The sequence below is a fragment of the Enterobacter sp. BWH52 genome (assembly GCF_001037565.1).
In the GTDB taxonomy this organism is placed as follows: Bacteria; Pseudomonadota; Gammaproteobacteria; order Enterobacterales; family Enterobacteriaceae; genus Enterobacter; species Enterobacter hormaechei_C.
Genome location: NZ_KQ089854.1, coordinates 3,110,480 through 3,132,193 on the forward strand (window position 1 = coordinate 3,110,480; position 21,714 = coordinate 3,132,193).

The 21,714-nt window shown below is 59.0% G+C and carries 19 protein-coding genes; 3 read left to right on the forward strand and 16 right to left on the reverse strand.

Annotated elements, in window-relative coordinates:
• Nucleotides 1–8: 8 nt before the first annotated feature.
• A complete protein-coding gene (locus SK47_RS14670; protein ID WP_023314577.1) occupies nt 9–1,523 on the forward strand; it encodes a tripartite tricarboxylate transporter permease in 1,515 nt (504 codons plus the stop codon).
• Here SK47_RS14670 and menE read toward each other — a convergent pair whose 3' ends face one another.
• From menE to SK47_RS14710, 8 genes are all read right to left on the reverse strand, one after another.
• Entirely contained in the window at nt 1,524–2,885 is a 1,362-nt protein-coding gene (gene menE, locus SK47_RS14675; protein WP_023314578.1) for an o-succinylbenzoate--CoA ligase, read from the reverse strand.
• The gene (gene menC / locus SK47_RS14680) at nt 2,882–3,847 is read right to left on the reverse strand and encodes an o-succinylbenzoate synthase (protein ID WP_048244572.1); all 966 of its coding nucleotides are present in this window, start codon (nt 3,845–3,847) and stop codon (nt 2,882–2,884) included. The genes menE and menC overlap by 4 nt, the downstream gene beginning before the upstream one ends.
• The gene (menB, locus tag SK47_RS14685; RefSeq protein WP_048244574.1) at nt 3,847–4,704 is read right to left on the reverse strand and encodes a 1,4-dihydroxy-2-naphthoyl-CoA synthase; all 858 of its coding nucleotides are present in this window, start codon (nt 4,702–4,704) and stop codon (nt 3,847–3,849) included. Before menB ends, menC begins: the two co-directional genes overlap by 1 nt.
• Nucleotides 4,701–5,477: a 2-succinyl-6-hydroxy-2,4-cyclohexadiene-1-carboxylate synthase gene (menH, locus tag SK47_RS14690; protein WP_022651532.1), complete on the reverse strand. Its 777-nt coding sequence runs from the start codon at nt 5,475–5,477 to the stop codon at nt 4,701–4,703. The genes menB and menH overlap by 4 nt, the downstream gene beginning before the upstream one ends.
• Nucleotides 5,474–7,144, reverse strand: coding sequence for a 2-succinyl-5-enolpyruvyl-6-hydroxy-3-cyclohexene-1-carboxylic-acid synthase (gene menD / locus SK47_RS14695; protein ID WP_032609736.1), 1,671 nt, complete (start codon nt 7,142–7,144; stop codon nt 5,474–5,476). The genes menH and menD overlap by 4 nt, the downstream gene beginning before the upstream one ends.
• Nucleotides 7,145–7,232: 88 nt before the next feature.
• Complete coding sequence (gene menF / locus SK47_RS14700) at nt 7,233–8,528, reverse strand: isochorismate synthase MenF (protein ID WP_048244576.1); 1,296 nt, start codon at nt 8,526–8,528, stop codon at nt 7,233–7,235.
• A gap of 86 nt (nt 8,529–8,614) precedes the next feature.
• On the reverse strand, nt 8,615–8,920 hold the full coding sequence (gene elaB / locus SK47_RS14705) for a stress response protein ElaB (protein WP_017693006.1): 306 nt from the start codon (nt 8,918–8,920) through the stop codon (nt 8,615–8,617).
• Between the two features lie 50 nt (nt 8,921–8,970).
• Nucleotides 8,971–9,435: a GNAT family N-acetyltransferase gene (locus SK47_RS14710; protein WP_048244579.1), complete on the reverse strand. Its 465-nt coding sequence runs from the start codon at nt 9,433–9,435 to the stop codon at nt 8,971–8,973.
• Nucleotides 9,436–9,506: 71 nt separating this feature from the next.
• Here SK47_RS14710 and rbn point away from each other — a divergent pair, with 71 nt between their 5' ends.
• On the forward strand, nt 9,507–10,424 hold the full coding sequence (gene rbn / locus SK47_RS14715) for a ribonuclease BN (RefSeq protein WP_003859463.1): 918 nt from the start codon (nt 9,507–9,509) through the stop codon (nt 10,422–10,424).
• 64 nt (nt 10,425–10,488) lie between these two features.
• Nucleotides 10,489–11,493: a chemotaxis protein gene (locus SK47_RS14720; protein WP_003859465.1), complete on the forward strand. Its 1,005-nt coding sequence runs from the start codon at nt 10,489–10,491 to the stop codon at nt 11,491–11,493.
• Between the two features lie 163 nt (nt 11,494–11,656).
• On the opposite strand, the gene nuoN is transcribed toward SK47_RS14720, so the two are convergent.
• From nuoN to nuoG, 8 genes are all read right to left on the reverse strand, one after another.
• The gene (gene nuoN, locus SK47_RS14725) at nt 11,657–13,114 is read right to left on the reverse strand and encodes an NADH-quinone oxidoreductase subunit NuoN (protein WP_003861500.1); all 1,458 of its coding nucleotides are present in this window, start codon (nt 13,112–13,114) and stop codon (nt 11,657–11,659) included.
• A 6-nt stretch (nt 13,115–13,120) separates the two neighbouring features.
• Nucleotides 13,121–14,650, reverse strand: a complete 1,530-nt coding sequence (gene nuoM, locus SK47_RS14730) for an NADH-quinone oxidoreductase subunit M (RefSeq protein WP_003861498.1) — start codon at nt 14,648–14,650, stop codon at nt 13,121–13,123.
• 76 nt (nt 14,651–14,726) lie between these two features.
• Nucleotides 14,727–16,568: an NADH-quinone oxidoreductase subunit L gene (gene nuoL, locus SK47_RS14735; protein WP_003861497.1), complete on the reverse strand. Its 1,842-nt coding sequence runs from the start codon at nt 16,566–16,568 to the stop codon at nt 14,727–14,729.
• Nucleotides 16,565–16,867: an NADH-quinone oxidoreductase subunit NuoK gene (gene nuoK, locus SK47_RS14740; protein ID WP_003861496.1), complete on the reverse strand. Its 303-nt coding sequence runs from the start codon at nt 16,865–16,867 to the stop codon at nt 16,565–16,567. Before nuoK ends, nuoL begins: the two co-directional genes overlap by 4 nt.
• The gene (gene nuoJ, locus SK47_RS14745) at nt 16,864–17,418 is read right to left on the reverse strand and encodes an NADH-quinone oxidoreductase subunit J (protein WP_003861493.1); all 555 of its coding nucleotides are present in this window, start codon (nt 17,416–17,418) and stop codon (nt 16,864–16,866) included. Before nuoJ ends, nuoK begins: the two co-directional genes overlap by 4 nt.
• 10 nt (nt 17,419–17,428) lie before the next feature.
• Nucleotides 17,429–17,971 (reverse strand): NADH-quinone oxidoreductase subunit NuoI, encoded by a 543-nt coding sequence (gene nuoI / locus SK47_RS14750; protein WP_003861491.1) that lies wholly within the window; start codon nt 17,969–17,971, stop codon nt 17,429–17,431.
• A gap of 14 nt (nt 17,972–17,985) precedes the next feature.
• Nucleotides 17,986–18,963 (reverse strand): NADH-quinone oxidoreductase subunit NuoH, encoded by a 978-nt coding sequence (gene nuoH / locus SK47_RS14755; RefSeq protein ID WP_003861490.1) that lies wholly within the window; start codon nt 18,961–18,963, stop codon nt 17,986–17,988.
• Entirely contained in the window at nt 18,960–21,683 is a 2,724-nt protein-coding gene (gene nuoG / locus SK47_RS14760) for an NADH-quinone oxidoreductase subunit NuoG (protein WP_003861488.1), read from the reverse strand. Before nuoG ends, nuoH begins: the two co-directional genes overlap by 4 nt.
• Between the last annotated feature and the right edge of the window lie 31 nt (nt 21,684–21,714).

Below are 21,714 nucleotides of genomic sequence, written 5' to 3' on the forward strand. Positions count from 1 at the left end.
AGCACGCTATGGATACCTGGATCTATCTCTCTCAGGGGTTCGCGGTAGCGATGACCCCGGAAAACCTGGTGATCGCCCTGATCGGCTGTTTCGTCGGGACCATCGTCGGCCTGCTGCCGGGCCTTGGACCTATCAACGGCGTGGCGATTTTACTGCCGCTGGCCTTTGCGCTGCACCTGCCTGCGGAATCGGCGCTGATCCTGCTGGCGACGGTTTATATCGGCTGCGAATACGGGGGGCGTATTTCCTCGATTCTGCTTAACGTGCCCGGCGATGCCGCCGCCATTATGACCGCGCTGGATGGCTATCCAATGGCGCAGCATGGACGCGGCGGCGTGGCGCTCTCTATTTCCGCCGTCAGCTCGTTCTTTGGCTCCCTGATCGCCATTGGCGGCATCATCCTCTTCGCCCCGGCGCTGGCCCAGTGGTCGCTGGCGTTTGGTCCGGCCGAGTATTTTGCCCTGATGGTGTTCGCTATCGCCTGTCTCGGCAGCATGATGGCGCAGAATCCGCTGAAGTCGTTTTTGTCTGCGTTGATTGGCCTCAGTCTGGCCACCGTCGGCGTGGATGCCAACACCGGGGTTTATCGTTTTACCTTCGACAGCGTTCATCTCTCCGACGGCGTGCAGTTTATCGTCGTGGTGATTGGTCTGTTCTCTGTCTCAGAAATCTTACTGATGCTGGAACATACCAGCAGCGGGCAGACGCTGGTGCGTAAAACCGGACGTATGCTCTTTAATGCCAAAGAGGGGGCGCAGTGTGTGGGTGCCACCCTGCGTTCGTCGGTGATCGGTTTCTTCGTCGGCATTCTGCCCGGCGCGGGGGCGACTATCGCCAGCGCCATCACCTACATGACCGAGAAAAAGCTGAGCGGCAACAGCGACAGCTTCGGCAAAGGCGATATCCGCGGCGTGGCGGCGCCGGAGGCGGCGAATAACGCCTCGGCCTGCGGCTCGTTTATCCCGATGCTGACCCTCGGCGTGCCGGGCTCCGGCACCACGGCGGTAATGATGGGCGCGCTGACGCTCTATAACATCACCCCGGGTCCGGCGATGTTTACCGAGCAGCCCGATATCGTCTGGGGTTTGATTGCCGCCCTGCTGATCGCCAACGTGATGCTGCTGGTAATGAACATCCCGCTGATCGGCCTGTTCACCCGCATGCTGACCATTCCCCTGTGGTTCCTGGTCCCGGCCATCGCCGCCGTCTCTGCGGTTGGGGTGTACGCGGTGCACAGCACCACCTTCGACCTGGTGTTGATGGTGCTGCTCGGCGTGCTGGGCTACATTCTGCGCAAGATGCACTTCCCGATGTCGCCGCTGATTTTAGGGTTTGTGCTGGGGGAAATGCTGGAGCAGAACCTGCGCCGCGCCCTCTCCATCAGCAACGGCAACATGGGGATCCTGTGGGAGAGCAACGTAACGAAGATCCTGCTGGCAATGGCGATTATGGTGATTGTCGTGCCGCCGGTGCTGCGCTGGATCCGCCGACGCCAGCACAAACCGCAGCCGGATATCGGCTGATTAGCCCCTCAACAGGGCATTGACCCACTGCTTTAACGCCTGGCGGGAGATTTTAATCCCGCCATTTTTCAGTTCTGACGGCAGCGCCAGCCAGTGTACCGGCTGCTCAAAGCGCGCCAGCCTGCCCTGAACCCACTCCGGCAGCAGCGTGATATCCGTGCCCGGCTCGCATTCCACCACCGCCACCGGGCGTTGCCCGTACTCGGCATCATCCAGCGGAACGACAAACGCCTGGCTTACCTGCGGATGCGTGGCGATAACGCGCTCCAGCGCTTCCGGCTGGATCCCTTCTCCGCCGCTGAAAAAGAGATTGTCCATTCGGCCCAGAATGGTCAGGCGCCCGTCATGCCACTCGCCGCGATCCCGGGTGGCGAACCAGCCCTGCGCATTGACCAGCGGCAATAATGCGCCGTCTCGCCAGTAGCCTGCCGCCATGCTTTCCGCCCGGATCCAGACTTCACCGTTTACCACCTGAACGTCTCTGCCCGGCAGCGCGCTGCCCACGTCCGGCGCGCCGTCGGCCTCTTTGGCGCAGACGGTGGAGGCGAACTCGGTCAGACCGTAGCCGCAGAATGTACGGATCCCCTGCTCGCGCGCCTGTTCGGTCAGCGCAACGGGGATTTCCGCCCCGCCGAGCAACACGGCTTTCAGCGCGACGGGATGGTGTGAATTAAGCAGTCGCCACAGCTGCGTTGGCACCAGCGAGGCATGGGTACAGCCCTGTAGCGCCTGCTCAAGCGGCTGTTTTACGCGTACGGTGAGACGGCCTCCGCCCTGTAACCAGCGCCACAAAATCCCCTGACCGGAGACGTGAAACAGCGGCAGAGAGAGCAGCCAGTCGTCGCTATCGCCGTAAGGCATCAGCGCCAGCACCCCTTTTGCGCTGGCAAGGTGGGCGGCACAGGTGTGCACCGCCGCTTTTGGCAAACCGGTGGAGCCGGAGGTGAGCGTCATTGAGGCCAGTCGTTCTGCCCGCCACGTCACGCCCCCCTGCCCCTCGCCCTCTCTTAATGCCAGCGCGGGCAGACCGTCATACTCACCGTTAAGCACCAGCGCAAAACGCAGGGTCATCTGCGGCAGGAGGACGTCCAGCAGCGGACGGGGAAGCTGAGGGTTCACCGGCAAAATGCGGGCGCCGCACTGAAGCAGCGCCAGCCAGGCCAGCAGGGTCTGCGGGTGGTTGTGGGCGAGCAGCATGACGCCGTCACCGTCAGCAACGCCCTGAGACTGAAAACCGGCTGCCAGACGATCGATACGCTTGCCCAGCTGAGTCCAACTGAGCGTTACATCGTCTAAACGCAGCGCGGGTTTATCGGCACGCCGGGTGCGCCAGTGCCGCCACGGCCAGTCGGTAAAACTCATCGCAATGGCTCCAGCGCCCCGACGTCGAGGCACGGCAAGGTGCTGCCAGGCCACTGGCGAATCAGCTGGGCCTGCATCAGGTTTAGCGTATCGAGACCGGGAACGGTGTCCGGCGTTAACCATGCAGCGATGCCCGCCAGCTGCGTCAGGCCGAGGCTGGATTCGATGGATGAACTGATCACCGCCGTCAGCCCTGCGGCATGGGCCGCCGCAACCTGCTCGCGCACCTTGTCGAGGCTGCCGGTCAGCGTTGGCTTAATCACCACGGCCCTGACGCCCGGCTCGGCGGCAAACGCGAAATCGGCTTCGCGCAGGCTCTCATCCCAGGCAATGGCGATGCCGGTTTCCCGGGCGAAGGCGCGAGAGTCGTCGCGCGTTTTGCACGGCTCTTCGAGAAACGCGATGCGGTTGCGGTACGCCGGGTTGACGTACTTCGCAAACTGCTGCGCCCTGAGCGGTGTCCAGGCGCGGTTGGCGTCCAGGCGCAGGTGCAGATCGGGAATGGCTTCCAGTAACAGATTAACCACCATCCCGTCGCGCACCGCTTCGTACAGGCCGACCTTTATTTTCGCCACCTTCTCGCCAGGCATCGCGGAAAGGAGCGCGAAAAGTTCATCCGGATCGCCAGTACAGAGCGGCGCGGCGCGATAGTTCGCCGCCTCCGGCAAACTGCCGTCCAGCTCTGCCAGCGCGCAGCTGATGCCGAACGCGACGGAAGGAACGTCCGGCAGCGCCGGATCTTCTCCCTCGCGCCAGGCGTGCGTCCAGGCCATCAGCGCGGCCTGCGCCTCGTCGAGCGTTTCCAGGCTAAAGCCCGGAAGTGGGGCTATCTCGCCCCACCCTTCCCGCTCGCCCTCCCGGAGGTGCACGAAAAAGCCGTCACGGGTTTTTAACCGCCGTTCACGCAGCACCACGCCCGCGTCCATCGGTATCTGCCAGCGGTAAACCTGCACGCGACGCATTACGGGTTCCGTTTGTATTTGCTGAAGTCTGGCTGGCGTTTTTCGTTGAACGCGTTGCGCCCTTCCTGACCCTCTTCGGTCATATAGAACAGCATGGTGGCGTTACCTGCCAGCTCCTGAAGGCCCGCCTGACCGTCACAGTCGGCGTTGAGGGCCGCTTTCAGGCAGCGCAGCGCCATTGGGCTGTTTTGCAGCATTTCGCGACACCAGCGCACGGTCTCTTTTTCCAGATCGGCGATCGGCACCACGGTGTTAACCAGCCCCATATCCAGCGCTTCCTGCGCATTGTACTGACGGCACAGGAACCAGATTTCGCGGGCTTTTTTCTGGCCGACAATGCGCGCCATATAGGACGCGCCCCAGCCGCCGTCGAAAGAGCCGACTTTCGGGCCAGTCTGACCGAAAATGGCATTTTCCGCCGCGATCGTCAGGTCACACATCATGTGCAGCACGTGACCGCCGCCGATGGAATACCCTGCCACCATCGCGACCACCGGTTTTGGACAGGTGCGGATATGGCGCTGGAAATCCAGCACGTTCAGGTGGTGCGTGCCCGCATCATCCTGGTATCCGCCGTAGTCACCGCGGACTTTCTGATCGCCGCCGGAGCAGAAGGCTTTCTCCCCTTCCCCGGTGAGGATGATGACGCCGATAGTGTCATCGTAGCGGGCATCCGCCAGCGCCTGGATCATCTCTTTTACGGTCAGCGGACGAAATGCGTTGCGCACCTGTGGACGGTTGATAGTGATTTTGGCGATACCATCGGCGGATTTGTGGTAACGAATGTCGGTGTAGCCTTCGGAGCAGTCCTGCCATTCAACCGGCGCGTAAAGCATGTGTTCATCAGGATAGATCATAGCGTGTCCTTTGTTCGATAACGCAGTATCTGAGCCAGACTCGCGGCAACAGCTTCCGGGTTGTCCCGGTGGGCGTTGTGTCCGGCGTGAGGGATAGCATGACGCGTGGCGTTAAGTTCAGCGGCGATAGCTGCAAACTTCCCGTCACGTTCGCCATAGAGATAGTCAAAAGAAAAATCACGCGCGATGAGCGCGGGACGTAAATCAGGCTGAACGGCAAGCGAGGTGGCCTCCAGCATCTCTGCCAGCCTCGGGCCGTTGTTCCGGCTGCGCAGCGCGATCAGCGCCCTGCGCTGATCATCCGTAAGTGAGGCAAAGACCGGCTGTTGATACCAGTCGGCAAAGACGGCCTCCAGCGGCTCACTGCGAAACCGTGACGCCCAGCGGCGGTCAGAGATCAGCCGGGCCTGGCGCGCATCGGCGTCTTGCAGGCCCGGGTGTCCACCTTCCACAATCACCCCGTCTAACCCCGCAGGATGCTGGCAGGCATGGAACATCGCAATGCGGCCGCCGAGGGAGTACCCCACGAGCCAGTATCTTAGTATGTTGTAACTAACAAGGGTATGCGAGAGCAATTCACTTACCTCTGCAAACCCCGTCACGCCCGTATCCGCTGAACCACCGTGCCCGGGCAGGTCAATGTAGAGCCGGGGGTAGTCATGCAGCGACGCCCCGACAGCCTGCCACTCGCGACAGTCGCCGGAAAAACCGTGCAGGAAAACCAGCCAGGGGTAGCCTGGTTTTCCTGGCTGGGAGACGCCTGCGAGGATCACAGGTGACTCACCTGCGCAAGCAGATGTTGCAGCTTCTGCGCGCCGTCAGCATCGTTTACCACCAGCTCAATGAGCGTCGCGCCAGGCTGCCGCCAGGCGGTGTTCAGCGCCGTCTCCAGCGCGTCCCAGTTTTCCGGGCGATGGTACTTCAGGCTGAACATGGCGGCGGCGTGTTCGAACTGCACGTTTTGCGGCATCAGATAGAAGCGCTCACGCTCGCTTTGCGGCGTCGGCAGCAACGAGAAAATCTGCCCGCCGTTATTGTTCACAATAATCAGCACGAACGGGGCCGACGCCTGACGCAGGAGCGCCAGCGCGTTGAGATCGTAGAGGGCTGAGAGATCCCCCACAATCGCCAGCGTGGATTTCGCGCTGGCCCTCTGTACGCCAGCGGCGGTGGAGATCAGGCCGTCAATGCCGCTCGCGCCCCGGTTGCTGTACACCGGATAACCCGCCGGCAGCTGCGAAAAGGCGTCAATCAGGCGCACCACCAGGCTGTTACCGACAAAAAGTTGTCCCTGCTCGGGAAGATATTTGCGGATACGGTGCGCCAGCCCGGCTTCACTGAACGCCTCGCACTGCGCTTTGGTGAGTTCCCACGCCTGACGTGACAGCGCCGGGATCTCCACCGCCCAGGGTTTGCGTTTTTCCGCCGGATGCAATTCCAGCCAGCTGTTAATATCGCTCACCAGGCGGCGGCCACGATGGTGCGCCGGGTCAAGGCGTCCTTCGAGCGGGTCCACCAGCCAGTACTCTTCAGGCGTACAGGTGGCCTGCCACTGGAGCAGACGCTTCCCCGTCAGGCTCGATCCCAGCTGGACGACAATCTGCGCCTGCGCCAGCTCGGTGACCGCTTTCGCGTTCCCCAGCCAGAGGTCGGCGCAGGGCAGCGGCTGGCCCGTCTGGGAAAGCACGTCACCAATCAGCGGCCAGCCAAGCGTTTGTGCCCACTCCGCCGCAAGCTTACCTTCCGCCGCACTCATCCGCCCGGCTATCACCACGCCGCGCTTCTGACGCCAGAAGAACCAGTCGCGCTGTTTAGCGCTTTCCAGATGCGTCTGCTCGCGCAGCCAGGGTTTTTCGCTCTCCCACCAGTCTCCCAGCTGCTGTTGCCAGACGAGGCCAGTATCGTTCATTTCACCGTACAGCGGCTCGGCAAACGGGCAGTTAATGTGTAGCCCGCCGCTGCGCAGTGCGTTCATGGCGTGGTCGAGGGTTGAGACCAGCCAGCTGGCGGGAATGTCCTGGGTGGGGCGCGGCAACGAGACCGTCTGTGAAGGATGCGAGGCAAAAATGCCAGGCTGACGAATCGCCTGGTTAGCGCCGCAGTCGATAAGTTCCGGGGGACGGTCGGCGGTGAGTAAAATCAGCTTTTCGCCGGTTAATCCCGCTTCTATCAGCGCCGGATAGAGGTTCGCCACCGCCGTGCCGGAGGTGACGATCACCGCCACGGGCGCTTTACTGACTTTCGCCAGCCCGAGCGCCAGATGGCCCAGACCACGCTCATCAAAATGGGTGTGGTGAATAAAAGCCCGGTTTTCCGCGGCAGCAAGGGTGAGCGGCGTGGAGCGAGAGCCCGGGGCAATACACACATGCCTGACACCATGACGGGTCAGGGCTTCAAGGATCACCGCCGCCCAGCGTCGGTTAAAAGAACTTACTGACATGAGATTGTCCAGTATCAAGAATGCGACACAGTATAAATAATAGAAAAAGTCAGAATTTTGATATGAATCGGGATTGCACGAATCAGTATTAATCCCTTAGGAGAAGGGAACGCAGCCCGGCGGCCTTGTTTTCGATCTCCTGCCACTCCTGCTCAGGATCGGAGCCGCTGACGATGCCCGCCCCCGCATAAAGACGCAGCGCAGCGTTGTGAACGCGGGCGGAGCGTAATGCCACACAGAATTCGCTCTGATCGCGCGATAAATAGCCCGCCGAACCGGCGTACCACTCCCGGTCAAACGGCTCGACTTTCGCAATAAATTCTCGGGCCGCCTGTCGCGGCAGCCCGGCCACCGCCGCCGTCGGTTGCAAAATATGCAGACACTGTTCGTCGTCAGGCTGTTTAAGTTCGGTCCAGATACAGCGGCGTAAATGCTGCACCTTGCGCAGACGCAGCACCTGCGCTGGCAGGATCTCCAGCGTCCGGGTATGGTGCTGAAGACGCTGGCAGATATCTTCCACCACCAGCATATTTTCCCGCTGATTTTTATCGTCGTTCATCAGCCAGTCGCCCAGACGCTGGGCCTGCTTATCGTCAGAATGGCTGGCGACGGTGCCTGCCAGCGCTTCAGTGCGCAGCAGCGTGCCGCGTCGCCGCCACAGGCGCTCGGGCGTCGAGCCGAGGAAGGCATTGCTGGCGTCAAAGACCATACAAAAATGATAGCAGTTGAGGTTTAGCGCGCGGCTTGCAGCCATCAGCGCGATGGCGTTCACGGGCTGCTGGCACTGAACGTCTGTAGCACGTGCGAGCACCACTTTCTCAAAATCACCGCGAGCAAGGGTATCCGTCGCCTGACGAATCAACGCCAGCCAGTCCGGTTTTTCCGGATGATGGGTTTCCTGCACAATCTGCACGGACAACGGGCGGATCGGCGCGGCGTCGCGCAGGTTATCGACAAAATTCAGCGCCTTACGGGCATCTTCCCGCAGCGACGTTTCGCTCCACAGTTGCAGACGCAGCGTGGCGACCCCGCCAGACCGTCGCCAGAGAAGGCGCGGTAAAAACAGCTTGCCCTGCGCCGGGTTGAAGGCGTTCAGGCCGCAGATACGGGTGTCATTGGCTACGTCATGGGCGTGCAAAAACCGCGAGGCCGAAGCCAGAGAATCAAACTGGGCGAGGCTTCCGAGCGCGGCAAGTTCTTCATCGCCGCTGCGCTGTTGCCAGTAAAACTGAGGATAGCATCGCTGCACACCCAGCCAGGCCAGCGGATCGAAGGCGTCGTTTAACGGGAAAGAGACATCGAAATGGCGTAAACCGGGTATAGCAGGCAATGCTTGCGCAAGCTGAGTGCGCAGGCTTTGCAGCGCGAGGAAAATCGAGTGCACGCGAACCTCTCCCTGTTAAAGCCTTATATTATACGGGGTACTGACGATAAATAGCAGTACCCACGTGTAGGGAGTGGTTTACCGGCTTAACGACGGGCTAACAGCAGACCCAGCACCAGCCCTACGGCCGCACCGACCCCAATGCCCTGCCACGGTTTTTCATGCACATAATCGTCGGCACGATAAACCGCCTGTTTGGCGCGGTAGTAGTAATTGTCGGAGGCGTTACTGACGCGGTTTTTCACGTCATGCAGCGCCTGCTCGGCGCGGGCTTTGAGCTCAATGTACTTCTGATCGGCAGGATCGCCTGAAGAGCGCAGCACTTCTTCCAGCGTTTCGCTTAGCAGCGTCAGGTCGTCGTCGACTCGGGTATCCCAGGATTGAAATGACATTTTTTTCTCCATGTTAGTACACCAGTCCGGTAACTATAGACAACGTCTTGCTATTGCGCCTGTTTCGCTTCGCGCGCCATGCCGATATGTGGGATGCCATCTTCGTCGTAAATGTCCGTGACCGGGGTAAAACCAAAATGGCCATAGAATGATTGCAAATGCGCCTGCGCGCCCAGGTATAACGCCTTGCTCGGCCACTGTTTCTGGCATGCGTCCAGCGTTTTTTCCATCAGCTGATAGCCCAGCTTTTCACCGCGCGCGCGGCCGCTGATAATGACGCGCCCAATGACGACAGGGTCAAAATCCTGTTCGCTTTTCAGAATCCTCGCATACGCCACCAGCTCGTTATCGCGCCAGCCGAGGATGTGCCGGTTCTCGCCGATTAAGTCATCGCCGTCAATATCCTGATACGGGCAGGTTTGTTCAACCACGAAGACTTCACAGCGCAGCTTGAGCAGGGCGTAGAGTGACTGCACGGTCAGTTCGCTGTGGTGTAGATCTTGCCACTGGATCATGTGTTTCTCCTTCCTGGGGTTCATCACGTTATACTAAACCCCTTCCCATTCGGCAAAGGGCTGATTGCGTTATGGAACTGATTTTTCTGGGTACGTCCGCCGGGGTGCCAACCCGCTCACGAAACGTGACGGCGATTCTGCTGGATCTTAAGCATCCTACCCGCGGTGGGCTGTGGCTGTTTGACTGCGGCGAGGGTACGCAGCATCAGCTGCTGCATACCTCATACCACCCGGGGAAAGTGGATAAAATATTTATCACCCATCTACACGGCGACCATCTGTTTGGCCTGCCGGGCCTGCTGTGTAGCCGTTCGATGGCCGGTAACGCTAACCCGCTGACCATTTATGGCCCTGCGGGTATTCAGGAATTTGTTGAAACCACGCTGCGCCTGAGCGGCTCGTGGACCGATTATCCGCTGGAGGTGGTGGAGATCGGCGAAGGTCTGGTGTTCGACGACGGAGATTATCAGGTGCGCGCTTACCCGCTTAACCATCCGGTGGAATGTTACGGCTATCGCGTTGAGGAGCATGACAAGCCCGGTGCGCTGAACGCCGCCGCGTTGCAGGCCGATGGGGTGAAACCTGGCCCGCTGTTCCAGCGTCTGAAGCACGGCGAGACCGTCACGCTGGAAGACGGGCGCGTCATCAACGGTCAGGATTACCTCGCGCCGCCGCAGCCAGGCAAAAAACTGGCTATTTTTGGGGATACCGCCCCCTGCCCTTCGGCGCTCAGGCTTGCCGGGGGTGTGGATGTGATGGTGCATGAGGCGACGCTGGAAGCGGCGATGGAAGAAAAAGCCAACAGCCGGGGGCACAGCTCAACGCGTCAGGCGGCGCAGCTGGCGCGTGAGGCTGGCGTCCGGAAACTGATTGTTACTCACGTCAGCTCACGCTATGACGTCCGCGGCGCTGAAAGCCTGCTGGCAGAGTGTCGGGAAGTATTTCCGGCATGCGAGCTGGCGGAAGATTTTGCTCAGGTCAGCGTTTAGTCCTTCATTTTTCCCTCAGCGTGCCGATAACGATTAAAAGGCCAGCATTTCTCTTGAGGGTAGAATGGATAATTTCCAGAAAGATATTGATGACAGGGCGAACCTGACCCTGTCCAACCGTTTTGAACTGTTGCTGTTCCGTCTTGGCACCTCTCTGAACGAAAATAAATCCGAGCTGTTCGGCATCAACGTGTTCAAATTGCGCGAAATTGTGCCGATGCCGACCTTCACCAAACCGGCGGGAATGAAGTCTCCACTGATGGGGATGGTGAACATTCGCGACCAGGTGATCCCGGTGATCGATCTGGCCGCCGTCGCCGGCTGCAAGCCAGCCACCGGGCTGAACATCCTGCTGATCACCGAATATGCCCGCAGCGTGCAGGCGTTTGCTGTGGAATCGGTGGAAAACATCATGCGTCTGGACTGGAAGCAGGTGCATGCTGCGGAAACTGCCGTCAGCGGTCGCTACATTACCAGCATTGCCTGCCTGGACGAGAAGACGGATACCAACGATCTGGCGATGGTGCTGGACGTGGAGCAGATCCTGTACGACATCACCCCGGCGAACCACGATCTGCACGCCACCCATCTGGAAACCACCAAATTCAACATCAAGCCTGGCTCTGTCGCGATTGTTGCAGAAGATTCGAAAGTGGCGCGCTCAATGCTGGAGAAGGGATTGCAGGCGATGGAGATCCCGGCCCAGCTGCATATCACCGGCAAAGACGCGTGGGAGAAAATCACTCAGTTGGCCGCGCAGGCTCAGGCTGAGGGCGTCCCCGTTACCGATAAGATTGCCCTGGTATTGACCGACCTCGAAATGCCGGAGATGGACGGCTTTACGCTGACGCGCAAAATCAAAACCGACCCGGTACTGAAAGATATTCCGGTGGTGATCCACTCGTCTCTTTCCGGCAACGCGAACGAAGATCATATTCGCAAAGTGAAGGCGGACGGCTATGTGGCGAAGTTTGAGCTAAATGAGCTATCGTCGGTGATTGAAGAGGTGCTGGACCGCTCGATGAAGAAGATTGAAGGGCCGCTTATAAGCAGGAAGCAGTTAGCTTAGTCGGGTGACGCTTCGCTTACCCGACCTACAAGACCCGTATGCCCTGCAAGCGTAGCGCCCTGGGCATGTTTTACTCTATGCGGGCTGGTGCCCTCACCCCGGCCCTCTCCCACGGGGAGAGGGAGAAAACAATAAAAAACCCGCCGAGGCGGGTTTTTTGTTTTTACATCAGCGGCATCGCTCGCTGCACGATATCAATCAGCGGCTGCGGATAGATACCGAAGATCAGCACCAGCAGCGCGGAGATTAGCACCACGATACCGCCGGCGCTGTACTGCCAGTTGGACGGCGCATCGCGGTTGAGCTGCTGAGGCGCGCTCAGGTACAGGCTCACGGCAACGCGCAGGTAGTAGTAGAGACCAATCGCGGAGCCGATAACGACACCCGCCGTCAGCCACCACAGACCCGCCTGCACACCGACGGCCAGCACGTAGAACTTACCGATAAAGCCCAGCGTCATTGGGATACCCGCCAGAGAGAGCATCATCACGGTCATTACCGCAGACAGAATCGGACGGTGCCAGAACAGTCCACGGTAGGAGAACAGGGAATCTGCATCCGGACCACGGTACGGACTGGACATCAGGCTCACCACGCCGAACGCGCCGAGGCTGCTGAACAGGTAACCGGCCAGATACACACCCACGGTTTCCATCGACATCTCACCGCTTTGCAGCGCAATCAGCGCCACCAGCAGGTAACCCAGATGGGAGATAGAGGAGTAGCCCAGCAGACGCTTGATGTTGGTCTGGCTCAGCGCCATCAGGTTACCGAAGATGATAGAAACGAACGCGATAATGCCCAGCACCACGCGAACCGCTTCGCTATCACCCACCGGGGCGTACAGGAACAGACGCATAACCACGCCGAAGATAGCGATTTTACTCGCCGTCGCCAGGAAGGTAGAGACCGGTGCAGGCGCACCCTGGTAGACGTCTGGCGTCCACAGGTGGAACGGAACCAGAGAGAGTTTAAAGCCAAGGCCAACAATCATCATGCCCAGACCCGCCAGCAGCAGCGGCTCATGCATCATGCCGTCGCCGAGGCTCTTACCGATGGCCAGGAAGGAGAGGTTACCCGTCTGTGCATACAGCAGCGCGATACCGAACAGCAGGAACGACGACGCGGCAGCAGACAGAATGGTGTACTTGATAGCCGCTTCCAGAGAACGCTTCTGACGGAAGGCGTAACCAATCAGGCCGAACAGCGGCAGTGAGATCAACTCAATACCAAGGAACAGCGCGGCCATGTGGTTCGCGTTCGCCAGCAGAATGCCGCCCAGTGCAGCAATCAGTACCAGCAGGTAAAACTCTTCTTTGTTGTCGTTGTACCCTTCGAGCCACGGGTACGCAAAGGTACAGGTTGCCAGGCTCGCCAGCAGCACCAGACCGGTGTAGAGCATGGCGTAGCCGTCAACGCGCATCAGCGGCGTGACGTCCATCGCTCCCGCCTGGCCAACAAACCAGAGGGAGACTAACGCAGCGTTCAGACCCAGAACGGACAGGGTCGCATTCAGGAAGTGATTGCGTCGCCACGCAATGGAGAGCATCACAACCACCACCGTCAATCCGACGATCAGCAGCGGTAGCAGCGCGATCAGTTGTTGTGGAGTTATTGTCATGGCGAATTACGGCCTTGTAGTAGAAGCAGAATTAACAAACCACTGCTGGATGTTACCCATCGCGGAGTGCGAGGTATCCAGAATCGGCTGCGGATAGAAGCCCAACAGCACCAGCAGTACGACCAGCAGCAGGATGATGAACAGCTCTCGCAGCGACATCCCCGGCAATTCTTGTGCAGCAATTTCACTCTTCGCTTTACCGAAGTAAGCGCGGTGCAGCATCGCCAGCGAGTACACGGAGGCAAACACCAGACCAAAGGTGGAGATGACGGTGATCGTCGGTACCACGTTGAAGCTGCCGAACAGGATCATAAACTCGCCGACGAAGTTACCGGTACCCGGCATACCCAGAGTCGCCACCGCGAAGAACATCGAGAGCGCCGGCAGCCATTTCATTTTGCCCCACAGACCGCCCATCATACGCATGTCGCGGGTATGCAGACGTTCGTACAGCTGACCACACAGGATGAAGAGACCGGCAGCGGACAGGCCGTGCGCAATCATCTGGATCACCGCGCCCTGGTACGCCAGCTGGCTGCCGGTGTAGATGGCAATCAGCACGAAGCCCATGTGGGAAACGGAGGTGTAAGCAATCAGACGTTTGATGTCGTACTGCGTGAAGGCCATCCATGCACCGTAGAAGATACCGATCACGCCCAGCCACATGGCAATCGGCGCGAACTCTGCGGAGGCGTTAGGGAACAGCGGCAGGGAGAAACGCAGCAGACCGTAAGCCGCGGTTTTCAGCAAGATACCCGCCAGGTCAACGGAACCTGCCGTTGGCGCCTGAGAGTGCGCGTCTGGCAGCCAGCCATGCAGCGGAACCACCGGCATTTTCACCGCGAAGGCGATAAAGAAGCCCAGCATCAGCAGGTATTCCACGCCGTGGGACATCGGGGTCTTCAGCAGATCTTCGTAGTTGAAGGTCCAGACACCGGTCGCGTTGTAATGCACAAACACCAGCGCCAGGATGGCAATCAACATCACCAGACCACTCGCCTGGGTGTAGATGAAGAACTTGGTGGCCGCCGTGATACGCGTTTTACCGTCGGACGCCTTATGGCCCCACAGCGCGATCAGGAAGTACATCGGCACCAGCATCATCTCCCAGAAGAAGAAGAACAGGAACATGTCGATGGCCAGGAACACGCCGATCACGCCGCCCAGGATCCACATCAGGTTCAGGTGGAAGAAGCCCTGGTATTTTTCGATTTCTCGCCAGGAGCAAAGTACCGCCAGAACGCCGAGCAGACCGGTCAGCACCACCATCAGCAGCGACAGACCGTCAATCGCGAGGTGGATCGTGATACCGAAACGTGGGATCCACGGCAGAATGAACTCAGACTGCCACTGCGGAAGGCCCGCAGACTGGGTCAGTGAGTAGCCACCCTGCAACCACAGTTGCAGGCCAAGCGCGAGCGTCAATCCCATGGTGATCAGCGCGATCCAGCGCGGCATCTTCACGCCAAAGCGTTCGGTCTGCCAGCACAGGAAGCCGCCGATGAAGGGAATTAATATTAGCCAGGGTAGTAACATGGCGATTTACATTCCTTTTTAAGGCCCCCAGCAGGGGCCTGATTTTCAACGAATTCGAATAAAATTCACTTTACGATCAACGCAACACCATCAGCAGCGCCAGCACGACAACCGCACCGATGCTCATGGACGCCACATACCAGCGCAGATAACCGTTCTCGCTAAACAGCAGGCCTTTACCTGCAAAGCGAGAGAGGATCGCCGGGATATTCATCAGGCTGTTCAGTGGATCGCGCTTCAGCAGCCACGCAATGCCCAGGAACGGCTTCACGAAGATCATGTCGTACAGCCAGTCGAAGCCCCACGCGTTGTACCACCAGGTGCCCAGCAGACGGCCCGGCGCGCTGTTGGCAACGGCAGTTACCAGCGTGCGTTTGCCCAGCCACAGCCATGCGGCAATCAGGATGCCCGCTATAGCCACTACGCCGGAGGTGATTTCAAGCGTCAGAACGCGACCGTGCTCAAGCTCGGTTGTTGCCGGCAGTACACCCTGCAACGGTGGCACAATCATCGCGCCAACGAAGGTGGACAGGACCAGCAGCACAATCAGCGGCAGGTGGTGGGTAATCCCCTTCCCTGCGTGAGCGTGAATTTGTTCTTTACCGTGGAAGACGATGAAAATCATACGGAAGGTGTACAGGGAGGTCATGAACGCACCGACCAGACCCGCAACCATCAGATTGATATGACCATTCGCCATGGCGCCCGCAAGGATTTCGTCCTTACTGAAGAAGCCCGCGGTAATCAGCGGCAGTGCCGCCAGCGCCGCGCCGCCCACCAGGAAGCAGACATAGACCAGCGGGATGGACTTACGCAGTCCGCCCATTTTGAAGATGTTCTGCTCGTGGTGGCAGGCCAGGATCACCGAACCGGATGAGAGGAACAGCAGCGCTTTAAAGAACGCGTGCGTCATCAGGTGGAAAATGGCTGCGTCCCACGCCTGAACGCCCAGCGCCAGGAACATGTAACCAATCTGGCTCATGGTGGAGTACGCGAGAACGCGTTTGATGTCGGTCTGCACCAGCGCGGCAAAGCCTGCCAGCACCAGCGTAACCGCACCGACAATACCCACCAGATGCAGAATTTCCGGGGTCATCAGGAACAGGCCATGGGTACGCGCAATCAGGTAGACACCGGCGGTAACCATGGTCGCGGCGTGGATCAGCGCGGAGACAGGGGTTGGACCCGCCATCGCGTCGGCCAGCCATGTCTGCAACGGCAGCTGCGCGGATTTACCCACGGCGCCACCCAGCAGCATCAGCGTTGCCCACCACAGCATGTTGTTGCCTGCTTCGAAGTGCGCCGGCGCCAGTTCCACCATTTCACGGAAGTTCAGCGTGCCCAGTTCGTTGTAGAGAATGAACAACGCGAAAGCGAGGAAGACGTCACCCACGCGGGTCACGACGAACGCTTTCATGGCCGCTGCGCCATTCTTCGGATCGGTGTAGTAGAAACCGATCAGCAGGTAAGAGCACAGACCCACGCCTTCCCAGCCCAGATACATCAGCAGCAGGTTATCGGCCAGCACCAGAACCACCATGCTGGCGATAAACAGGTTGGTGTAGGCGAAGAAGCGGGAGTATCCCTCTTCACCGCGCATGTACCAGGAGGCGAACATGTGGATCAGGAAGCCGACGCCGGTGACCACGGAGAGCATGGTCAGAGACAGACCATCCAGCACCAGGTTGAAACCGATGTTGAAGTTACCGACCGACATCCAGTTCCACAGCGGTACGCTGTAGGCCTGACGTCCATTGTTAAAGAAGTCGATACCCGCATACGCTGTGACCAGCGCAGCCAGGCCGATAGAGCCAATGCCCACGGTGGCAGACAGATTCTCAGACCAGCGGCCGCGAGAAAACGCCAGCAGCACGAAGCCAATCAGCGGAAAAATAATGGTTAAGGCAAGCATGTTCATCCACGCAACTCACTTACTGAATCGATGTTCAGGTTCTGGCGGCGACGATGGAGCTGTAGCAACAGCGCCAGGCCAATACTCGCTTCAGCAGCCGCGAGGCTGATGGCGAGAATGTACATCACCTGACCATCGGTCTGGCCCCAGTAGCTGCCGGCGACCACAAAGGCCAGCGCGGAAGCGTTGATCATGATTTCCAGACCGATCAGCATAAACAGCAGATTGCGGCGGATAACCAGACCGGTTAAGCCCAGAACGAATAAAATCGCAGCGAGGATCAGTCCATGTGTTAAGGGGATCATGCGCGTTCCTCCGTTTTTCTTTTCGCGCGGTCGTCAGTGCGGTTGCTCAGCACCTCGCCGACACGCTCTTCGCGGCCAACGTGGAAGGCCACAACCAGACCCGCCAGCAGCAGCATCGAGGCCAGCTCAACCGCCAGAACGTACGGACCAAACAGGGTGATACCCACGGCTTTCGCGCTGATTGGCGTCCCGTCGATACCCTGGTCGTTGACGCCCAGAATGGCGTAAACAATCACCGCCAGCATGATGGCCGACAGAATCGCCGGGCCAATCCACACCTGCGGTTTTAACCACTGACGTTCCTGCTCAATTTCAGAGCCGCCCAGGTTGAGCATCATCACCACGAACACGAACAGCACCATGATGGCCCCGGCGTAGACGATGATTTCCAGCGCACCGGCGAAGTGCGCGCCCAGCGCAAAGAACACCCCGGAAATAGCCAGCAGCGAGATGATTAAATACAGCAGCGCATGCACCGGATTGGTGTGCGTGATCACTCGCAGCGTAGCCAGGATGGCGATAAGGCCACAGATATAAAAAGCGAATTCCATTGCCCTCTCCTTACGGTAACAGGCTCTTGACGTCGATAGGCTTAGCTTCGTTCTCAGCTTCGCCTTTATCTTTGCCGTCGATTGCCATACCCGCCATCCGGTAGAAGTTATATTCCGGGTATTTGCCCGGACCGGAAATCAGCAGATCCTCTTTCTCGTACACCAGATCCTGACGCTTGTACTCACCCAGCTCAAAGTCTGGAGTCAGCTGAATCGCCGTGGTTGGGCACGCTTCTTCACACAGACCGCAGAAAATGCAGCGTGAGAAGTTGATGCGGAAGAACTCAGGATACCAGCGGCCGTCTACCGTCTCTGCTTTTTGCAGAGAGATACAGCCCACCGGACACGCTACCGCACACAGGTTACAGGCAACGCAACGCTCGGAACCGTCCGGGTCGCGCGTCAGCACGATACGTCCACGGTAGCGCGGCGGCAGATATACCGGCTCTTCCGGGTACATCCGGGTTTCGCGTTTGGCAAACGCATGCAGGCCGATCATCCAGATACTGCGTACCTGGGTGCCGAAACCTACCAATAATTCTTTTAAGGTCATGATCTCAAAGCCCCTTATGGCTGCTGCCAGAGAATGACAGCCGCCGTTACCAACAAGTTGACGAGCGTCAGCGGCAGGCACACTTTCCAGCCGAAGGACATTACCTGGTCATAACGCGGACGCGGTAACGCTGCGCGAATCAAAATGAACATCATCATGAAGAACGCGGTTTTCAGCGCGAACCAGATGAACGGCGGTAAGAACGGGCCATGCCAGCCACCAAAGAACAGCGTTACCATCAACGCCGAAATGGTGACGATACCGATGTACTCGCCCACGAAGAACAGACCGAACTTCATACCGGAATATTCAATGTGGTAACCGTCGGCCAGTTCCTGTTCGGCTTCTGGCTGGTCAAACGGGTGACGGTGACACACCGCCACGCCCGCGATGGCAAAGGTAATAAACCCAAAGAACTGCGGTATAACGTTCCAGATGTCGGCCTGGTTGTTGACGATGTCGGTCATGTTAAATGAACCGGCCTGCGCCACCACGCCCATCAGGGAGAGACCCAGGAACACTTCGTAGCTCAGCGTCTGCGCGGAAGCACGCATCGCACCCAGCAGCGAGTATTTGTTGTTACTGGACCAGCCTGCGAACAGCACCGCGTAAACCGCGAGGCCTGCCATCATCAGGAAGAACAGAATGCCGATGTTCAGGTCAGCGACCACCCAGGTCGGGCTGACCGGAACGATAGCAAACGCCAGCAGCAGCGAGGTGAAGGCGATCATCGGCGCCAGCGTAAAGATCACGCGGTCCGAGAAGCGCGGAACCCAGTCCTCTTTAAAGAACATCTTGATCATGTCCGCGACCAGCTGGAGTGAACCACCCCAGCCCACGCGGTTCGGTCCGTAACGGTTCTGGAACAGACCGAGCAGACGACGTTCACCAAAGCTCATGAACGCGCCGCAGGTGACCACCACCAGCAGAATCACAACCGCTTTCAGAATGCTCAGCAGGATGTCGATAAGATCCGGCGTTAACCAACTCATGCTTTTGCCTCCTGAAGGTTATCAAGATGCGCACCCGCCAGGACCGGCGCGATGCCAGGCATACCCATCGGCAGACCCACCTGCCCTGCTGACAGGCGTTCAGAAATAATCAGCGGCAGGCTGATTGTCTGGCCGTCGTAGCTAAAGGCAATGTTCGCACCCGCGTTAACGCCAAGCTTCGCGGCATCCGCCGGGTTGAGCTTGATGTACGGCTGCGGCATACGCTGCTGGAATACCGGAGAACGCTGGGACATTTCGTCGCTACCGAACAGATGGTAGTACGGTGCAATACGCCAGTGACCTTCCTGCGCCTGGAAGCTCGCCGGAACGGTGGTGAAGAAGTCCAGACCGGTTTCGGAGGCTTCAATCAGACGCACGCCCGGATCGCCGTGGCGCAGGTGACCGCCCACTTCAGCCTGGAATTTGTTCCATGCCTGCGGGGAGTTCCAGCCCGGTGCCCATGCAAACGGGATTTGCGAACGCGGCGCAGACGGCTGGTTGTTCCCTTCCATCGAGAAGGCGAACATGGTGTCTTTATCCTGCGGCTGACGCGGTTCGTGCACGCTGATGTTGGCGCGCATCGCGGTACGACCGCTGTAGCGGTGCGGCTCACGCGCCAGTTTCTGGCCGCGAATGCGGAAGCTTGCATCCGGCGCGGCATCTTTAATACCCGCCAGCTGAGGCAGTTTCTCAACAACCGCGTCGATAACGTGGTCGAGCTGCGTCCAGTCAACTTCACGGCTCTGCACGGTGCTGTGCAGAGAGTGCAGCCAGCGCCAGCTTTCCAGCATCACGGTGTTGCTGTCGTAGTAGGCCGGGTCATAAACCTGGAAGAAACGCTGGGCGCGACCTTCGTTGTTGATCACCGTCCCGTCGCTTTCTGCGAAGCTTGCCGCAGAGAGAACGAGATGCGCTTTGTCCATGATCGCGGTGCGCTGATGGTCGATAACCATCACCAGCGGCGCTCTGGAGAGCGCGGCGTCAACGCGAGCGGCAGAAGCATGGCGATGCAGGTCATTTTCCAGCACCACAACGGCGTCAGCGGCACCGGATTCCAGTTCGCTTAACGCGTCTTCCAGCGAGCCGCCGCCAATCATACCCAGACCGATGCTGTTCACCGCACGGGCAATCATGGTCACACCAACGTCAGCGCCGCGTCCCTTCAGGGCTTTGGCAACGTTCGCTGCGGCCTGAATGATTTCAGCGCTACCGGCGTTGGTACCGGAAATAATCAGCGGTTTCTTCGCCCCCGCCAGCGCCTGAACAATCACGTCGACCTTGTTTTGCAGGTCGCGATCCAGTTCAACGGCCGGCGAGTTGCTGTCCAGCGCGTGGGCAATGGCAAATCCGAGGCGCGCCTGATCTTCAACCGGCGCGCAGTAGGTCCACGCCGCGATATCGTCCAGACGGGTGTTGTCGACGTTAGTCACAAACAGAGGATGCTTCGCGCGCTGACCGATGTTGAGGATGGCCGCAATCTGCCAGTCAGCCACTTTCTGCGCCGCTGCCATTTCACGTGCTTTGCCTTTCACCGCCTGGCGAACCGCCAGGGCCGCGCGTGCGCCAGTCTGCGTCAGATCTTCACCCAGCACCAGAACCGCATCATAAGATTCGATTTCGCGCAGCGCAGGCGTGTGAATGCCGCCTTCACGCAGCACTTTCAGCACCAGCTGGAGACGTTCCTGCTCGCCCTGGGCGATACCGGTGTAGAAGTTTTCCGCCCCAACCAGCTCGCGCAGCGCGAAGTTGCTTTCGATGCTGGCGCGCGGGGAGCCAATGCCGATCACTTTCTTCGACTGACGCAGAATATCTGCCGCGCCCTGCATCGCCTGCTCAGCGTTGAGGGTAATGACGTCATCGCCACGGCGCTGAACCGGCTGACGCGGACGGTCTTTCAGGTTCACATAGCCATAGCCGAAACGACCGCGGTCGCAGAGGAAGTAGTGGTTAACGGTACCGTTGTAACGGTTTTCGATACGACGCAGTTCGCCGTAACGTTCACCCGGGCTGGTGTTACAGCCAAGGGAGCACTGCTGGCAGATGCTTGGCGCAAACTGCATGTCCCATTTACGGTTGTAACGTTCAGAGTGGGTTTTATCCGTGAATACGCCGGTCGGACAGATTTCTACCAGGTTACCGGAGAATTCACTTTCAAGCGTACCGTCTTCCGGACGACCGAAGTAGACGTTGTCATGCGCGCCATACACGCCCAGATCCTGACCGTCTGCATAATCTTTGTAGTAACGCACGCAGCGGTAGCAGGCGATGCAGCGGTTCATTTCGTGAGAGATGAACGGCCCCAGATCCTGGTTACGGTGGGTACGTTTGGTAAAGCGATAGCGACGGAAGCTGTGACCGGTCATGACGGTCATATCCTGAAGGTGGCAGTTACCGCCCTCCTCACACACCGGACAGTCGTGCGGGTGGTTGGTCATCAACCACTCCACCACGCTTTCACGGAACTGTTTGGCTTCTTCGTCATCAATCGAAATAAAGGTGCCTTCGGCGGCTGGCGTCATACAGGACATCACCAGGCGACCACGCGTGTCTTCCGCGTTTTGATATTGCTTCACCGCACACTGGCGGCAAGCACCGACGCTGCCCAGCGCCGGATGCCAGCAAAAGTACGGAATATCGAGGCCAAGAGACAGACAAGCTTCCAGCAGGTTGTCCGCCCCGTTGACTTCGTATTCTTTGCCGTCTACATGAATCGTAGCCATTAGCATGCTTCCAGTTGGCTCGGCCGAAACC

What these genes read in the sequence shown, in the direction of transcription:
- nuoM (WP_003861498.1), bottom strand. Translation starts at nt 14,650, where the DNA reads ATGTTACTACCCTGGCTAATATTAATTCCCTTCATCGGCGGCTTCCTG.
- nuoJ (WP_003861493.1), bottom strand. Translation starts at nt 17,418, where the DNA reads ATGGAATTCGCTTTTTATATCTGTGGCCTTATCGCCATCCTGGCTACG.
- nuoN (WP_003861500.1), bottom strand. Translation starts at nt 13,114, where the DNA reads ATGACAATAACTCCACAACAACTGATCGCGCTGCTACCGCTGCTGATC.
- nuoL (WP_003861497.1), bottom strand. Translation starts at nt 16,568, where the DNA reads ATGAACATGCTTGCCTTAACCATTATTTTTCCGCTGATTGGCTTCGTG.
- SK47_RS14710 (WP_048244579.1), bottom strand. Translation starts at nt 9,435, where the DNA reads ATGATCCAGTGGCAAGATCTACACCACAGCGAACTGACCGTGCAGTCA.
- nuoK (WP_003861496.1), bottom strand. Translation starts at nt 16,867, where the DNA reads ATGATCCCCTTAACACATGGACTGATCCTCGCTGCGATTTTATTCGTT.
- menC (WP_048244572.1), bottom strand. Translation starts at nt 3,847, where the DNA reads ATGCGTCGCGTGCAGGTTTACCGCTGGCAGATACCGATGGACGCGGGC.
- rbn (WP_003859463.1), top strand. Translation starts at nt 9,507, where the DNA reads ATGGAACTGATTTTTCTGGGTACGTCCGCCGGGGTGCCAACCCGCTCA.
- menD (WP_032609736.1), bottom strand. Translation starts at nt 7,144, where the DNA reads ATGTCAGTAAGTTCTTTTAACCGACGCTGGGCGGCGGTGATCCTTGAA.
- nuoI (WP_003861491.1), bottom strand. Translation starts at nt 17,971, where the DNA reads ATGACCTTAAAAGAATTATTGGTAGGTTTCGGCACCCAGGTACGCAGT.
- nuoG (WP_003861488.1), bottom strand. Translation starts at nt 21,683, where the DNA reads ATGGCTACGATTCATGTAGACGGCAAAGAATACGAAGTCAACGGGGCG.
- menB (WP_048244574.1), bottom strand. Translation starts at nt 4,704, where the DNA reads ATGATCTATCCTGATGAACACATGCTTTACGCGCCGGTTGAATGGCAG.
- menE (WP_023314578.1), bottom strand. Translation starts at nt 2,885, where the DNA reads ATGAGTTTTACCGACTGGCCGTGGCGGCACTGGCGCACCCGGCGTGCC.
- SK47_RS14720 (WP_003859465.1), top strand. Translation starts at nt 10,489, where the DNA reads ATGGATAATTTCCAGAAAGATATTGATGACAGGGCGAACCTGACCCTG.
- elaB (WP_017693006.1), bottom strand. Translation starts at nt 8,920, where the DNA reads ATGTCATTTCAATCCTGGGATACCCGAGTCGACGACGACCTGACGCTG.
- SK47_RS14670 (WP_023314577.1), top strand. Translation starts at nt 9, where the DNA reads ATGGATACCTGGATCTATCTCTCTCAGGGGTTCGCGGTAGCGATGACC.
- nuoH (WP_003861490.1), bottom strand. Translation starts at nt 18,963, where the DNA reads ATGAGTTGGTTAACGCCGGATCTTATCGACATCCTGCTGAGCATTCTG.